This is a genomic window from Parafrigoribacterium soli, from assembly GCF_040227235.1.
Lineage (GTDB): Bacteria > Actinomycetota > Actinomycetes > Actinomycetales > Microbacteriaceae > Parafrigoribacterium_A > Parafrigoribacterium_A soli.
In genome coordinates this window covers 338,978-353,837 of record NZ_JBELNZ010000002.1, presented here as the reverse complement: position 1 = coordinate 353,837, position 14,860 = coordinate 338,978, and the positions used below count along the sequence as shown (strand labels likewise).

The window sequence follows — 14,860 nt, the reverse complement described above, 5'->3', positions numbered from 1 at the left end:
CCTGTGTACTCTTGAACGGTGACGCAACCCGAGGCAATCTTCGAATGCCCTGCGGCGCGTTATTTTGCTACCGTTAGCTGAACGTTATACGCGATGTTCCGATGAGTTTTTTGAGGTGATTCCCCATGGCCTTAACGCCTGAAGATGTGGTCAACAAGCGGTTCCAGCCGACGAAGTTTCGCGAGGGCTACGACCAGGATGAGGTCGACGACTTTCTCGACGAGGTCGTTGTTGAACTTCGCCGCCTCAATCAGGAGAACGAGGAACTGCGTCAGCGCCTGATCGCCGGCGAGTCTCGCATCAACGAGCTGCAGCGCAGCTCGTCACAGTCTCCCGCACCGGCCGCCGGATTCGGCGAGCAGCAGCAGCAGGCTCCGGCGCCCGCAGTGGCACCAGCTCCCGCCGTCGTACCCGCGCCCGCCTACGGCAATGCGGCGATGGACCCGAGCCTCGACCCGAACAACACCAATAACCTGCTGCAGCTCGCGAGGCGACTTCACGAGGAGCACGTGCGAGAGGGCATCGAGAAGCGCGACGCACTCATCGCCGAGGGCCAGGCCACTGCCGCCAGAGTCGTGAGCGAGGCAGAAGCAACCCAGCGCACCCAGCTGGCGGCTCTCGAGCAGGAGCGCACGCAGCTCGAGGAGAGCATCGAGGGCCTTCGCAACTTCGAGCGTGAGTACCGCCAGAAGCTCAAGGGCTACATCGAGGGCCAGCTTCGCGACCTGGAGTCCTCCAACTCCGTAGGCGGGTCCCAGTCAGCCGAGCCGGCCAACTACGGCGCAGGCAACCCGGCACCGTCCACGAGCTACCAGGGCTTTGGCGGCAACTGAACCAGAGGCGAAGACCCGTGCCGGGAAGGTAAGCGTTAGAGCGCTTGTCGCGCTCGTCGTCGTCGCCCTGGTTGTCTACGGCTTCGATCAGTTCGCGAAGTATCTCATCGTCTCTTCCCTCGTCGAGGGCGAGCAGGTCGATGTCATCGGCAACCTCCTGCAGTTCCACTTCGTCAAGAACTCTGGCGCCGCGTTCTCGCTCGCGAGCGGATCGACCTGGATCTTCTCGCTCGCGGCCTCCGCGGTCACGATTTTCATCATCCTGTTTGCCAGGCGAATCCGGTCGCTCGGCTGGGCAATCCTGTTCGGGATGCTGCTGGGCGGCACGGCGGGCAACCTCACCGACCGCCTGTTCCGGGAGCCGAGTTTCGGACTCGGGCACGTCGTGGATTTCATCCAGGTGTACGGGTTTCCGGCGATCTTCAACGTGGCCGATTCGTTCATCGTCGCGAGTATGGGGTTGTTCATCATCCTGACGCTCCGAGGGATCAACCTTGACGGCCGCAGGGTCGGCAGGGCCGAGCAGCCCCGGGGCGAGCAGGAGAGTGTCGTGGACGACGCGGCCTCGGACCCGAGGTAGTCGTGGAGTCCCGAATCCTTCCCGTGCCCGAGGGCCTGGTCGGCGAGCGCGTCGATGCAGCACTGGCGAAACTGCTCGGTTTCTCGCGCACCTTCGCCGCCGAGGTGGCGGAGAGCGGTGGCGTCGTCTCAGACGGCGTTGTGCTCCGCAAGTCCGACCGGGTGCAGGCTGAGCACTGGCTCGAGGTGAGGTGGGAGCCGAAGCAGCCACCGACCGTCGTGCCGATCATCGTCCCCGACCTCACCGTCGTGTACGACGACGACGACATCGTCGTGATCGACAAGCCCGTGGGAGTGGCGGCGCATCCATCCATCGGCTGGACCGGACCGACGGTGCTCGGCGCACTGGCCGGTGCCGGGTTCCGGATCTCGACCTCCGGTGCGGCCGAACGCGCGGGAATCGTGCACCGCCTCGACGCCGGGACGAGCGGACTCATGGTCGTCGCGAAGAGCGAGCGCGCGTACACGGAACTTAAGCGTCAGTTCCACGACCGTGAGGTCAAGAAGATCTATCACTCCGTCGTGCAGGGACACCCCGATCCGCTGAGGGGCACGATCGATGCGCCGATCGGCAGGCATCCCGGGTCCAGTTGGAAGTTCGCCGTCACCTCGGACGGCAAGCCGTCGGTGACCCACTACGAGACGCTCGAAGCGTTTCCGAGTGCTTCGCTGCTCGAGATCCACCTCGAGACGGGCAGAACACATCAGATCCGTGTGCACATGGCCGCCCAGCGGCACCCCTGCGTCGGCGACGCGATGTACGGGGCCGATCCCACGATCTCGGCCAGGCTCGGTCTCACTCGGCAGTGGCTACACGCCGTTCAACTGGGATTTCGTCACCCCGGCAGCGGCGAGGACGTGGTGTTTCACACCGAGTACCCGAAGGATCTGCAACACGCGCTCGACGTCCTGCGCGCCGAGTGACGCCCGCCCCGAGGGGCAGGCTTAAGCTTTTCATCACAACCCTGTAGTCGGAGATGTAGTGCCTGCCAGCGATGATTCTTTCGTGCATCTGCACGTGCACAGCGAATATTCCATGCTCGACGGCGCGGCACGCGTCGCCCCGCTCATGGCCGCTGCGGCAGAGCAGGGGATGCCCGCCATCGCCGTCACCGACCACGGCAACATGTTCGGCGCGTACGACTTCTGGAAGCAGGCCACGGCGGCCGGCCTGAAGCCGATCATCGGCACCGAGGCCTACATCACGCCGGGTACCGCGCGGCAGGACAAGACCCGGGTGCGCTGGGGCGGCGGCACGCAGAACCAGGACGATGTCGGTGGATCCGGCGCCTACACGCACATGACCATGCTCTCCCAGAACAACGAGGGTATGCACAACCTGTTCCGGCTCTCGTCGCTCGCCTCCATCGAGGGCTTCTACTTCAAGCCGCGCATGGACAGGGAACTGCTCAGCCGGTATTCGAAAGGCATCATTGCGACCACCGGATGCGTCGGTGGCGAGGTGCAGACTCGATTGCGCCTGGGGCAGTACAAGGAGGCGCGAGACGCCGCCGCCGAGCTGCGTGACATCTTCGGTCCGGGCAATTTCTATGCCGAGATCATGGACCACGGCATCGACATCGAGCGGCGCACGGTCACCGAACTTCTCGCACTCGCGAAGGATCTCGATCTTCCGCTCGTGGCCACGAACGACCTGCACTACACGCACGCGCACGACGCGACCGCGCACGCGGCTCTGCTGTGCGTTCAATCCGCCTCGACGCTCGATGACCCCAACCGCTTCAAGTTCGACTCGAACGAGTTCTACCTCAAGTCGGCGGCAGAGATGCGCCGTCTCTTTCCGGATCACCCGGAGGCCTGCGACAACACGCTGCTCATCGCCGAGCGCTGCGAGGTCAATTTCGAGCATCGCGATCTCATGCCACGGTTCCCCGTTCCCGAGGGCGAGACCGAGGCGACCTGGTTCGAGAAGGAGGTGACCGCCGGGATGCTGCGTCGCTTCAACAACGCGCCATCCGAGGCTCATCTCGCCCAGGCGCAGTACGAAGTCGATGTCATCAAACAGATGGGCTTCCCCGGCTACTTCCTCGTGGTCGCAGACTTCATCGGCTGGGCCAAGAGCCAGGGCATCAGGGTCGGTCCCGGTCGAGGCTCGGCCGCCGGATCCATGGTCGCATATGCCATGGGGATCACGGAGCTCGATCCGCTGGCTCACGGTCTGATCTTCGAGCGCTTCCTTAACCCGGAACGCGTCTCCATGCCCGACATCGACGTCGACTTCGACGACCGCCGTCGCCCCGAGGTCATCCGCTACGTCACCGACAAGTACGGCGATGACCGGGTGGCCCAGATCGTCACCTACGGCACGATCAAGGCCAAGCAGGCCCTCAAGGACTCCGCGCGCGTGCTCGGCATGCCGTATTCGGTGGGGGAGAAGCTCACCAAAGCCATGCCTCCGGCGATCATGGGCAAGGACATTGGCCTCGGCGACGTGCTCAATCGGGACGCCCCGAGATACAAGGAGGCGGGCGACTTCCGCACCGTGCTCGAGACCGACCCAGAGGCAGCAAAGGTCTTCGAGACGGCCATCGGCATCGAGAACCTCAAGCGCCAGTGGGGCGTGCACGCGGCGGGCGTCATCATGTCTGCCGAGCCGCTCATCGACGTGCTCCCGATCATGAAGCGCGAGGACGACGGCGCGATCATCACACAGTTCGACCAGCCACCGCTGGAGTCGCTCGGCCTCATCAAGATGGACTTCCTGGGCCTGCGCAACCTCACCATCATCGAAGACGCGCTCAGGATGATCGAGAAGAACACGGGCTCCAAACTCGTGATCGAAGACCTCGATCTCGATGCCGACGAGAAGACCTACGAGTTGCTGGCCCACGGCGACACGCTCGGGGTGTTCCAGCTCGACGGTGGTGCGATGCGTGCGCTCCTCAGGCAACTGAAGCCCACCAACTTCGAAGACATCTCGGCCGTCATCGCGCTGTATCGGCCCGGCCCGATGGGCATGAATTCGCACACCAACTACGCGCTGCGCAAGAACGGCCTGCAGAAGATCGAGGCCATTCATCCGGAGCTCGAAGAGCCCCTGCGGGAGAGCCTCGGCATCACCTACGGCCTCATCGTGTACCAGGAGCAGGTGATGTCCGTCGCGCAGAAGGTGGCGGGATTCACGCTCGGTCAGGCCGACGTGCTGCGCCGCGCGATGGGCAAGAAGAAGAAGTCGGAGCTCGACAAGCAGTACGCCGGCTTCGAGGCCGGGATGCGCGAGAACGGCTACAGCCCGGAGGCCGTCAAAGTGCTCTGGGACACGCTCATGCCGTTCGCGGACTACGCCTTCAACAAGGCGCACAGTGCAGGGTACGGCGTGCTCAGCTATTGGACCGCGTACCTCAAGGCGAACCATCCGGCGGAGTACATGGCGGCGCTCCTCACGAGCGTTGGGGACTCCAAGGACAAGCTCGCGCTGTACCTCAGCGAGTGCAGGCGAATGGGCATTCACGTGCTCGCCCCGGATGTCAACGAGTCCAGCGGAGACTTCACGGCGGTCGCCGGCGACATCCGCTTCGGTCTCGGCGCCATCCGCAACGTCGGCGCGAACGTCGTCGAGGCGATTCGTTTGAGCCGCGAAGAGAAGGGACGCTTCACCTCCTTCCACGACTTCCTGCGCAAGGTGCCGATCCAGGTGGCCAATAAGCGCACGGTGGAGTCACTCATCAAGGCCGGCGCCTTCGACCAGATGGAGGGCACCCGCCGCGCGCTCCTGGAGATTCACGAGGACGCCGTCGAATCGGCCGTGAGCCTCAAGCGCAACGAGGCGAACGGGCAGGTCGACCTGTTCGGCGGCATCTTCGATTTCGAAGAGGAGGGCGAGAAGATCCCCGTGAGGCCGGAGTGGGCGAAGCGCGACAAGCTCGCCTTCGAACGCGAGATGCTGGGTCTCTACGTCTCCGACCATCCGCTCGCCGGCCTCGAGACGCAACTCGCCAAGCACGCGAGCGCGACGATCTCCGACATTCTCGCGGGCGAGGTCGCGCACGACGGCGACACCGTCACCATCGCAGGCCTCATCACCGGGGTGCAGCACCGCATCGCCCGCAGTTCGGGCAACCAGTACGGCATGATCACGGTCGAGGACTTCGGGGCAGAGGTCACCGTCATGTTCATGGGCAAGACCTACCAGGAGTTCTCCCCGGCGCTCAGCAACGACTCCGTCGTCGTGGTGCGCGGACGAGTGAGCGTGCGCGACGACGGCATGAATCTTCACGCCGTGAGCATGTTCACGCCAGACCTCGGCCAGAGCCTAGGCTCGGGTCCGCTCATGATCTCGATGCCGGAGTTTCGTGCCACCACGGACGTCGTGACCTCGCTTAACGACGTGCTCATTCGCCATTCGGGGGATACCGAGGTGCGGCTCAAGCTCGTCAAGGGCGAGTCTGCCCGCATGTTCGAGATACCGTATCCGGTGAAGGTTAGCGCGGATCTCTACGGTGAGTTGAAGTCGTTGCTCGGGCCTGCCTGCCTGGGCTGAGCCCGCGCCACTTGCCCGGGCGATCAGACCGGATCGCCTGGACGCCGATAGGTTCGCTCGTGGTAGAGCAGCGCCTCATCCGGTTCGCCGACGCCGCCCTCTTCGATCTGCACGACGATGACCGCGTTGTTTGCGACCGGCAGTCGTTCGACGATGCGTCCGATCATCCAGGCCGTGACTCCCTTGAGCATCGGCAGGCCGTGCGGACCGGCGATCCAGTGGTCTCCCACAAATCGAAGCTCGTGGTCACCCGAGAGCTTGTCTGCGAGATCCCGATTGCGCGCCCCCAGCGTCTGGATCACCACGTAGTCCGTGTCGCTGATCGCGGGCCACGCGCTCGCCACCCTCGCCATGTTGAAGGTGGCCAGCGGCGGCACCGCGGCGAGTGAAGCGAGCGAGGTCGCCGTGAATCCCACCGGCTTTCCCTCCGGGGTGAGCGCCGTGATGGCAACGACCCCGGCCGCGTGCCGACGGAAGACGTGTTTGAAGGCCGAGATGTCATCCGGCTCTTCGGGTGGCAGCAATGGTGAACTCTGCATGTCGCGGTTAACTCTCTGGTAAAAGCCCAAGGTTCGGGTCGTGCGTAGGCAGACAACCACACGTCGCGCGCGGAACGACTGTTCCGGCAACAACTAAGGTGGAAACGCCATGATGCAGACTATTGACCTTCGAGGCCTCAAGCCTACTCGCGCCGAACTTCTCGCTCTCGTTCCCCGGGCACAGACGGATGTCGCGGCGGCCACCGAGATCGCCGCGCAGCTGATCGCCGACGTGCGCGCCGGGGGAGAGGCAGCCCTTCTCGAGCAGGCGGAGCGCCTCGACCACGTGCGACCGCCGCGGGTGCGACTCGGCGCGGCCGAGATCGAGGCGGGCATCGCAGGCCTCGCGCCCGAGGTGCGCGCCGCACTCGAGGAAGCCATTGATCGCGTTCGCCTGGCGACGAAGGCTCAGCTGCCCACGACATCCGTGACGACCTTGGGACCCGGTGCCGACGTGGTGCAGCGCTGGAGTCCGGTAAGCCGGGTCGGTCTGTATGTGCCGGGCGGCAAGGCCGCGCTGGCATCGAGTGTCGTCATGAACGTGGTGCCGGCGCAGGTGGCCGGAGTCACCTCGATCGCGCTCGCATCACCGGCCCAGAAGAACTTCGACGGCTCCATCCACCCCACGATCCTCGGGGCTGCCGGCCTCCTCGGTGTCGACGAGGTTTATGCGATGGGCGGCGCGGGTGCAATCGGTGCCTTCGCGTTCGGCGTGCCCTCGCTCGATCTCGATCCGGTGCAGGTGATCACCGGACCCGGAAACGTCTTCGTTGCCGCGGCCAAGCGGCTCGTGCGCGGCGCCGTGGGCATCGACGCGGAAGCCGGACCAACGGAGATTCTCGTGATTGCGGATGCCTCCGCCGACGCTTTCCTTGTCGCGAGCGACCTGCTGAGCCAGGCGGAACACGACGAGCTGGCCTCCGCGGTGCTCGTGACCGACTCGCTCGATCTCGCCGAGCGCGTGCAGCTCGAGGTGGAGCGGCTCGCGAATGATGCCGCTCACCGCGAGCGCGTCGCCGAGGCCCTCGCGGGCAGGCAATCTGCCGTGGTCCTCGTCGATGACCTCAACGACGCCGCAGACTTCAGCAACGTCTACGGTCCCGAGCACCTCGAGATCCAGACCGCCGATCCGGATGCGGTGCTGGCACGCATCGAGAACGCCGGTGCGATCTTCCTGGGCGACAGCTCCCCGGTGAGCCTGGGCGACTACCTGGCCGGGTCCAACCACGTTCTGCCGACGGGCGGCCAGGCGCGGTTTGCTGCCGGTCTCGGTGCCTACACCTTCCTGCGTTCGCAGCAGGTCATCCGCTACGACCGTCAGGCGCTTGCCGCGGTCGAGTCGAGGATTGTGGCGCTGGCCAATGCTGAGGATCTGCCGGGGCACGCCGCCGCCGTCAGCGCTCGATTCGCCGAGCGGTAGAGACCCGCACGGCTTTAGCCTCGCCGTGACGTATCGTTGAGCCACTATGTTCTGCCCTTTCTGCCGGCATCCGGATTCCCGAGTCGTCGACTCACGCACGAGTGACGACGGCCTCTCGATCCGCAGGCGCAGGCAGTGCCCGGAGTGCGGCAGGCGATTCAGCACGACGGAGACGGCGAGCCTCAACGTCGTCAAACGCAACGGCGTGCTCGAACCGTTCAGCCGCGAGAAGATCGTCTCCGGCGTGCGGAAGGCCTGCCAGGGCAGACCCGTGACGGATGCCGACCTTGCGGTGCTCGCCCAGCGAGTGGAGGAGACCATTCGGGCGACCGGGGCATCGCAGGTCGACGCGAACGACATCGGTCTCGCCATCCTTGCGCCTCTGCGCGAGCTCGACGAGGTCGCGTACCTCAGATTCGCCAGTGTCTACCAGGCGTTCGATTCGCTGGAGGACTTCGAGTCGGCCATCACACAGCTGCGAGTCGAGCACGACCCTGCCGGCGCCGCGGAGTAGGCACGCAGGCGTAAGCACCGCGTGACTGCCGCTACTCTGGCTACGGCATGTATCGCATTCTCTTCTCCCTCTTCCTGTCCAGGCTGGACCCGGAGACCGCGCATCACCTCGCCTTCGTGGTGATCAGGTGGCTGCCGCGACTCGGCGTAGGCGCGATCGCGCGCGCCATGACCCGGCCGCATCCGTCGCTCGCAGTCGACTCCCTCGGCCTGCATTTCGAATCGCCGTTCGGTGTGGCGGCTGGCTTCGACAAGGACGGCGACGCCGTGCGCGGCCTCTGGCAGCTGGGCTTCGGCCACATCGAGGTGGGCACGATCACCGCGAAGGCACAGCCCGGCAATCCTCGTCCGAGGCTGTTCAGGCTCATCGCGGATCGTGCCGTCATCAACCGCATGGGCTTCAATAATCGTGGCGCAGAGGACGCCGCGCCACGACTTCGCGAGCTGGCCGCTCGCTCCTCCCGACCGGTCATCGGCGTCAACATCGGCAAGAGCCGAGTCGTCGACGTCGCGGATGCCGTGGACGACTACCTGAAGAGCACGGCACTTCTCGCGCCTGCGGCAGACTATCTCGCGGTCAACGTCAGTTCGCCCAATACTCCGGGTCTTCGCGGGCTCCAGGCCACGGAGAGGCTCACCCCGCTGTTGACCGCCGTGCGCGACGCCGCGGGCGAGACTCCCGTTCTCGTGAAGATCGCGCCGGATCTCGACGACACGGAGATCGTCGCCATCGCGCGGCTCGCCGTCGACCTCGGGCTCGCCGGCATCATCGCAACGAACACGACGATCTCGCGCGGAGGCCTCACCGTATCCGCCGACGCCGTGCGGGCGATGGGCGACGGTGGTCTCTCCGGCGCTCCGCTGGCAAAGCGATCCCTCGACGTGCTGCGGCTCATTCGCGGAGTCGTTCCGGCGGAGCTGTGCGTGATCTCGGTCGGGGGAGTGGATTCGAGCGACGACGTCATCGAGCGTCTCGACAGCGGAGCAACGCTCGTGCAGGGCTACACCGCGTTTCTGTACCGTGGGCCCCTCTGGGCTTGGCAGATCAATCGCGGACTGCGCAGGCGGGCACGACAGGCGGGCTGAACGTGCCGGTGGATGCGGACGCGACCATGCGGAACGCGACCATGCGGACGCGCCTAATCGGACGCGCCTAATCGAATCGGACGCGACTAAGCGGGGAACTGGCCGCGCTTGACCTGCGGCTTCGGCAGGCGCATGAGACGCATCTGCATCGCTCGCATCGCCGCGTACCAGCGGTTGCCGCGCTGCACCCGATCCTCGCCGAACTTCTCCCTGAGCTTGCGGTTGACCCTGAAACCCACGAAGAGGCAGTCGACGACCGCGAGGAGGAAGAAGCCCCACAGTGCGAAGAACGACACGAGCTGGAACAGCGCGCTGTCGATGAAGCTCAGAATGATGATGACGAACAGGATGGGGATCATCACCTCGCCCACGCTGAACCGGGCGTCCACGTAGTCACGGATGTAGCGGCGCTGCGGACCCTTATCGCGCGGCGTCAGGAACTTCTCCTCGCCGTTCGCCATGCCGACCCTGGCTCGCTCGCGGGCCTCGGCCATCCGGGCGCGGGCGGCCTTGTTGCCCGCGCGGCGGTCTCCGGAGACGAGCGGTCGCTGGTTCGCGGCCTCGCGCTCCTTACGGGTCGGCGTCGGGCGCCCCTTTCCCGCGGAAAGGCTGTCGGTGTTGAGTTCGTACCCGGCGGCTTCGTCGGACTTGCTCGTCGTTGGCTTGGCCACAATGGTCCCTCGCAGTAGATGTCTGCTTAAGATTACCTCCATGACTTCAACGCATTCCACACGCCCGGATCTGCTGCAGACGCTGCGCGAGGCGGTACAGGCGGGCTTTCCCGCCGCCGTGGCAGACCTGTCGCGTCTCGTGCGCATCCCGTCGGTGTCATGGGAGGCGTTCGACGCCCGGCATGTTGCCGAGAGTGCGGATGCCGTGGCCGGCCTCGTTCGCGAGCTGGGAGTCTTCGACGATGTGACCGTCGCTCGCGCCGCAATCGGAGACTCCGACCAGCTCGGGCAGCCCGCCGTGCTCGCGACGCGGAAGGCCCGAAATGGCAAGCCGACGATCCTGCTCTACGCCCACCACGACGTGCAGCCGCCCGGAGCAGACGCAGACTGGGACTCGCTGCCCTTCGAGCCGACCGTACGAGGTGACCGCATCTACGGTCGCGGCGCCGCGGACGACAAGGCGGGCGTGGTCGCGCACATCGCAGCCATCCGCGCCTTCGTCGAATCCGTCGGTGAGGGCTTCGATCTCGGCCTGGCCCTCTTCATCGAGGGGGAGGAGGAGTTCGGCTCGCGTTCATTCACCAGCTTCCTCACCGAGCACAGGGAGCAGCTCGCCGCCGATGTGATCGTCGTCGCCGACTCAGACAACTGGGACACGGAGACACCGGCACTGACCGTCGGGCTGCGCGGCAATGTGACGTTCAAACTCACCGTGCGCACCCTGAAGCACGCCTCACACTCCGGCATGTTCGGGGGAGCGGTGCCGGACGCCATGCTCGCCATGGTCAGGCTGCTCGCCACCCTGCACTCCGATGACGGCTCGGTCGCCGTCGAGGGACTCACGTCGACCGACGTCGAGACACCCGACTACGACGAGGCCCGACTGCGCGACGAGGCGGCGCTCGTCGACGGCGTGACGTCCATCGGCAGCGGCAGCATTCTGGGCCGCATCTGGTCCAAGCCCGCGATCACGGTCACGGGGATCGACGCGCCGAGCGTCGCGAACGCGTCGAACACGCTCACGCCGGTGACCTCGGTGCGCATCAGTGCGCGCATCGCACCGGGGCAGGGCGCCGACGAGGCATTCGCCGCGATCGAACGGCACCTGCGGGCGCACGCTCCGTTCGGAGCGCAGGTCGAGATCACCGACGTCGATCAGGGCAACGGCTTCTCCGTGGACACGAGCGGCTGGGGCGTCGCCGAGGTCGAAGCCGCAATGACGGATGCCTGGGGCGTAGCGCCGGTCGAGATGGGAATCGGAGGCTCCATTCCCTTCATCGCCGACCTGGTGCAGCTGTTCCCCGCAGCGCAGATCCTCGTCACCGGAGTGGAAGACCCGGATTCGCGAGCGCACAGTCCCAACGAATCACTGCACCTCGGGGTCTTCCATCGGGCGATTCTCACGGAGGCGGTCTTGCTTGCACGCCTCACCGAACGCGGAGCCGAGATCTCCTGAGGAGATTCGGCGATCGAGGCGGCAATGTGCCCCGATCCTGCTTAGACTGAGGCAGAGACTCACGCGGCTCGGCCGCTGATGACACCAGAAGGAGTGGCCATGACCGACACGACGACACTTGAGAGCGCGACCGCCGCACACGGCGTCGGGCTGAGTGATGCTGCAGCGAGCAAGGTGCGCAGCCTGTATGAGCTCGAGGGTCGCGACGATCTGAGACTGCGAGTCGCCGTACAGCCGGGTGGCTGCTCCGGCCTCGTCTACCAGCTCTACTTCGACGAGCGACTGCTCGAGGGCGACGCCACCGTCGACTTCGACGGCGTCGAGGTTGTCGTCGACAAGATGAGCGTTCCCTACCTCGACGGTGCCACGATCGACTTCGAAGACACGATTCAGAAGCAGGGATTCACGATCGACAACCCGAACGCCAGCGGTAGCTGCGCCTGCGGGGACTCCTTCCACTAGCACCTGTCCACACGATGGTGTGATCGAAAGGGGAATCGCTGCGGCGGTTCCCCTTTTTTCTCGACTGGGCCCATTTTCGGTCGGCGGGAGCGCCTCCGGCGGCTAGGCTGGGAGCAACAAATAGACTGTGCTTCGTAACAGTCCGTGTCATCCGAGAGGTCACAGGTGCGTTCTTACCGCCGTCTTCGATGGGCTGCCATCCCGACTGCCGCTCTGCTTATTGCGACAATGGCTGGCTGCACGCAGGAGCAACTTAGAGGCTTTTTGCCGGGCACGCCCGGTATCACCAATCACACCGATGGCATCACCGGTCTATGGGTCACGTCATGGCTCGTGCTGCTCATCGTGGGTCTGATCACCTGGGGTCTCATCATCTGGGCGATCGTGGTGTACCGCCGCCGCAAGGGCCAGACCGGCCTCCCGGTGCAGTTGCGCTACAACATGCCGATCGAGATCTTCTACACGGTCGTTCCGCTGATCATGATCATCGGCTTCTTCGCGTTCACCGCGAAGGAGCAGGCGTCGATCGAGCAGCCGACCAAGAATCCGGATGTGCAGATCGAGGTCTACGCGAAGCGCTGGGCCTGGGACTTCAACTACCTCAACGTCGGTCCTTCGAAGGAGGGTGTCTACTCTGCCGGCATCCAGGCGCAGGAGCTCGAGAAGGAGAAGTCAATCGACTACTCCCAGCTCAACACCCTGTACCTGCCGGTCAACAAGACGGTCGAGATCAAGCTGGAGAGTCGGGACGTTGCCCACTCCTTCTGGGTCGTCGACTTCCTTTACAAGAAAGACAACATCCCTGGCAAGGACAACTACATGTACTTCACTCCGACGAAGGTCGGAACATACGCCGGTAAGTGCGCTGAGCTGTGTGGTGACTACCACTCGCTCATGCTCTTCGAGGTGAAGGTCGTGCCGCAGGACGAGTACGACGCGTATATCCAGAGCCAGGCTGATAAGGGCTTCACGGGCGCACTGGATGAGAAGTACGACACGAACACGAATCAGCCTGACAACAAAGCTCCGAAGAGCAACGAGTAGGTCGACATGAGTACAGCAACACCCACCCGCCCCACAGTGCGCGGCACCAGCTCCGGGCAGGACTTCGGCGCATCGAAGGTCGGCCGCAAGGGCAACGTTCTGGTCAGTTGGATCACCTCCACCGACCACAAGACCATCGGGTACATGTACCTGATCACCTCCTTCATCTACTTCATGCTCGGTGGTGTGATGGCGCTCGTCATGCGGGCACAGCTGTTCGAGCCCGGCCTGCACCTCTTGCAGACCAAGGAGCAGTACAACCAGCTGTTCACGATGCACGGCACGATCATGCTGCTCATGTTCGCGACGCCGCTGTTCGCAGGATTCGTGAACGTGATCATGCCGCTCCAGATCGGGGCCCCTGACGTCGCGTTCCCGCGTCTGAACGCCTTCGCTTACTGGCTCTACAGCTTCGGAAGCCTCATCGCTGTCGGCGGCTTCCTCACGCCGCAGGGTGCTGCGTCCTTCGGTTGGTTCGCGTACGTCCCGCTCTCAACGACGACCTTCTCGCCATCCCTGGGTGGCAACCTCTGGGTGTTCGGACTAGGCATGAGCGGATTCGGCACCATCCTCGGTGCGGTCAACTTCATCACGACCATCATCACGATGCGCGCGCCGGGCATGACCATGTTCCGGATGCCGATCTTCACCTGGAACGCCCTCGTCACGTCCATCCTCGTGCTCATGGCCTTCCCGGTGCTTGCCGCGGCAATGCTCGCGCTCGGCTCCGACAGGGTGTTCGGCTCTCAGCTCTATAACGTTCAAGCCGGTGGTGCGATCCTCTGGCAACACCTGTTCTGGTTCTTCGGGCATCCCGAGGTCTACATCATCGCACTGCCCTTCTTCGGCATAGTGTCAGAGGTGTTCCCCGTCTTCAGCAGGAAGCCGGTCTTCGGTTACAAGACCCTCGTCTACGCCACAATCAGCATCGCCGCTCTGTCGGTGACGGTATGGGCGCACCACATGTACGTGACCGGCTCGGTGCTGTTGCCGTTCTTCTCGCTCATGACGATGCTCATCGCTGTTCCTACCGGCCTTAAGATCTTCAACTGGCTGGGAACGATGTGGCGAGGGTCCGTGACCTTCGAGGCGGCAATGCTCTGGGCAATCGGCTTCCTCGTAACCTTCACCTTCGGTGGTCTCACGGGCGTCATCCTCGCCTCGCCGCCGCTCGACTTCCACGTCTCCGACACGTACTTCGTCGTCGCACACTTCCACTACGTGGTCTTCGGCACCGTCGTCTTCGCGATGTTCAGCGGCTTCTACTTCTGGTGGCCGAAGTGGACCGGCAAGATGCTCAACGAGCGACTCGGCAAGATCCACTTCTGGCTGCTGTTCATCGGATTCCACACGACCTTCCTCGTGCAGCACTGGCTCGGCGTCATCGGCTTCCCTCGTCGCTATGCGACCTACCAGCCGGAAGACAACTACACCTGGCTCAACCAGGTCTCCACTATCGGCGCGATGATCCTCGGAATCTCGATGATCCCGTTCCTGTACAACGTCTACATCACGGCTCGCAACGCGCCCAAGGTGACGGTGAATGACCCATGGGGTTACGGCCGCTCGCTCGAATGGGCGACCTCGTGCCCGCCGCCGCGTCACAACTTCACCTCCATCCCGCGCATCCGGTCGGAGTCGCCGGCGTTCGACCTGAACCACCCGGAAGCAGGCGTCCCACTGGGCGTCGGACCGGGCAAGGATGCTCCGGAGGCCGACGTGTACGACCGCAACGACGGAAAGGTCAAGTAGCGCA

13 protein-coding genes are annotated in these 14,860 nt (G+C 64.6%); 11 read left to right on the top strand and 2 right to left on the bottom strand.

What is annotated here, in order from left to right:
- The first annotated feature begins 125 nt into the window (after nucleotides 1-125).
- From ABUA37_RS05885 to dnaE, 4 genes are read left to right on the top strand one after another with little or no spacing between them, the layout of a single operon-like run.
- Complete coding sequence (locus ABUA37_RS05885) at nucleotides 126-833, top strand: DivIVA domain-containing protein (RefSeq protein ID WP_349898200.1); 708 nt, start codon at nucleotides 126-128, stop codon at nucleotides 831-833.
- Nucleotides 820-1,413 (top strand): signal peptidase II, encoded by a 594-nt coding sequence (gene lspA, locus ABUA37_RS05880; protein WP_349898199.1) that lies wholly within the window; start codon nucleotides 820-822, stop codon nucleotides 1,411-1,413. Before ABUA37_RS05885 ends, lspA begins: the two co-directional genes overlap by 14 nt.
- Nucleotides 1,414-1,415: 2 nt before the next feature.
- Nucleotides 1,416-2,336 carry an RluA family pseudouridine synthase gene (locus ABUA37_RS05875; RefSeq protein ID WP_349898198.1) on the top strand — a complete coding sequence of 307 codons (921 nt, stop codon included), beginning with the start codon at nucleotides 1,416-1,418 and terminating at the stop codon, nucleotides 2,334-2,336.
- 58 nt (nucleotides 2,337-2,394) lie between these two features.
- Complete coding sequence (dnaE, locus tag ABUA37_RS05870; protein WP_349898197.1) at nucleotides 2,395-5,913, top strand: DNA polymerase III subunit alpha; 3,519 nt, start codon at nucleotides 2,395-2,397, stop codon at nucleotides 5,911-5,913.
- Between the two features lie 23 nt (nucleotides 5,914-5,936).
- Here the strand turns inward: dnaE and ABUA37_RS05865 are convergent, their stop codons facing one another.
- A complete protein-coding gene (locus tag ABUA37_RS05865; protein WP_349898196.1) occupies nucleotides 5,937-6,452 on the bottom strand; it encodes a flavin reductase family protein in 516 nt (171 codons plus the stop codon).
- A gap of 109 nt (nucleotides 6,453-6,561) precedes the next feature.
- Between ABUA37_RS05865 and hisD the strand changes: the two genes are divergently transcribed.
- From hisD to ABUA37_RS05850, 3 genes are read left to right on the top strand one after another with little or no spacing between them, the layout of a single operon-like run.
- Nucleotides 6,562-7,872, top strand: coding sequence for a histidinol dehydrogenase (gene hisD / locus ABUA37_RS05860; protein WP_349898195.1), 1,311 nt, complete (start codon nucleotides 6,562-6,564; stop codon nucleotides 7,870-7,872).
- 46 nt (nucleotides 7,873-7,918) lie between these two features.
- Nucleotides 7,919-8,386, top strand: a complete 468-nt coding sequence (gene nrdR / locus ABUA37_RS05855) for a transcriptional regulator NrdR (RefSeq protein ID WP_349898194.1) — start codon at nucleotides 7,919-7,921, stop codon at nucleotides 8,384-8,386.
- A gap of 47 nt (nucleotides 8,387-8,433) precedes the next feature.
- Nucleotides 8,434-9,471 carry a quinone-dependent dihydroorotate dehydrogenase gene (locus ABUA37_RS05850; protein ID WP_349898193.1) on the top strand — a complete coding sequence of 346 codons (1,038 nt, stop codon included), beginning with the start codon at nucleotides 8,434-8,436 and terminating at the stop codon, nucleotides 9,469-9,471.
- 86 nt (nucleotides 9,472-9,557) lie between these two features.
- On the opposite strand, the gene ABUA37_RS05845 is transcribed toward ABUA37_RS05850, so the two are convergent.
- Nucleotides 9,558-10,142 (bottom strand): DUF3043 domain-containing protein, encoded by a 585-nt coding sequence (locus ABUA37_RS05845; protein WP_349898192.1) that lies wholly within the window; start codon nucleotides 10,140-10,142, stop codon nucleotides 9,558-9,560.
- Nucleotides 10,143-10,182: 40 nt separating this feature from the next.
- Between ABUA37_RS05845 and ABUA37_RS05840 the strand changes: the two genes are divergently transcribed.
- The 4 genes from ABUA37_RS05840 (at nucleotide 10,183) to ctaD (ending at nucleotide 14,856) form a co-directional block, all read left to right on the top strand.
- Nucleotides 10,183-11,598: a dipeptidase gene (locus tag ABUA37_RS05840; RefSeq protein ID WP_349898191.1), complete on the top strand. Its 1,416-nt coding sequence runs from the start codon at nucleotides 10,183-10,185 to the stop codon at nucleotides 11,596-11,598.
- 99 nt (nucleotides 11,599-11,697) lie between these two features.
- Nucleotides 11,698-12,060 carry a HesB/IscA family protein gene (locus ABUA37_RS05835; RefSeq protein WP_349898190.1) on the top strand — a complete coding sequence of 121 codons (363 nt, stop codon included), beginning with the start codon at nucleotides 11,698-11,700 and terminating at the stop codon, nucleotides 12,058-12,060.
- Between the two features lie 165 nt (nucleotides 12,061-12,225).
- Nucleotides 12,226-13,104 (top strand): aa3-type cytochrome oxidase subunit II, encoded by an 879-nt coding sequence (ctaC, locus tag ABUA37_RS05830; RefSeq protein WP_349898189.1) that lies wholly within the window; start codon nucleotides 12,226-12,228, stop codon nucleotides 13,102-13,104.
- A gap of 6 nt (nucleotides 13,105-13,110) precedes the next feature.
- Nucleotides 13,111-14,856 (top strand): aa3-type cytochrome oxidase subunit I, encoded by a 1,746-nt coding sequence (ctaD, locus tag ABUA37_RS05825; protein ID WP_349898188.1) that lies wholly within the window; start codon nucleotides 13,111-13,113, stop codon nucleotides 14,854-14,856.
- The last annotated feature ends 4 nt before the right edge of the window (nucleotides 14,857-14,860 follow it).

Excerpts from the sequence above, each read along its gene's own strand:
- ABUA37_RS05885 (WP_349898200.1), top strand. The coding sequence starts at position 126 with ATGGCCTTAACGCCTGAAGATGTGGTCAACAAGCGGTTCCAGCCGACG.
- ABUA37_RS05865 (WP_349898196.1), bottom strand. The coding sequence starts at position 6,452 with ATGCAGAGTTCACCATTGCTGCCACCCGAAGAGCCGGATGACATCTCG.
- hisD (WP_349898195.1), top strand. The coding sequence starts at position 6,562 with ATGATGCAGACTATTGACCTTCGAGGCCTCAAGCCTACTCGCGCCGAA.
- nrdR (WP_349898194.1), top strand. The coding sequence starts at position 7,919 with ATGTTCTGCCCTTTCTGCCGGCATCCGGATTCCCGAGTCGTCGACTCA.
- ABUA37_RS05850 (WP_349898193.1), top strand. The coding sequence starts at position 8,434 with ATGTATCGCATTCTCTTCTCCCTCTTCCTGTCCAGGCTGGACCCGGAG.
- ABUA37_RS05840 (WP_349898191.1), top strand. The coding sequence starts at position 10,183 with ATGACTTCAACGCATTCCACACGCCCGGATCTGCTGCAGACGCTGCGC.
- ABUA37_RS05835 (WP_349898190.1), top strand. The coding sequence starts at position 11,698 with ATGACCGACACGACGACACTTGAGAGCGCGACCGCCGCACACGGCGTC.
- ctaD (WP_349898188.1), top strand. The coding sequence starts at position 13,111 with ATGAGTACAGCAACACCCACCCGCCCCACAGTGCGCGGCACCAGCTCC.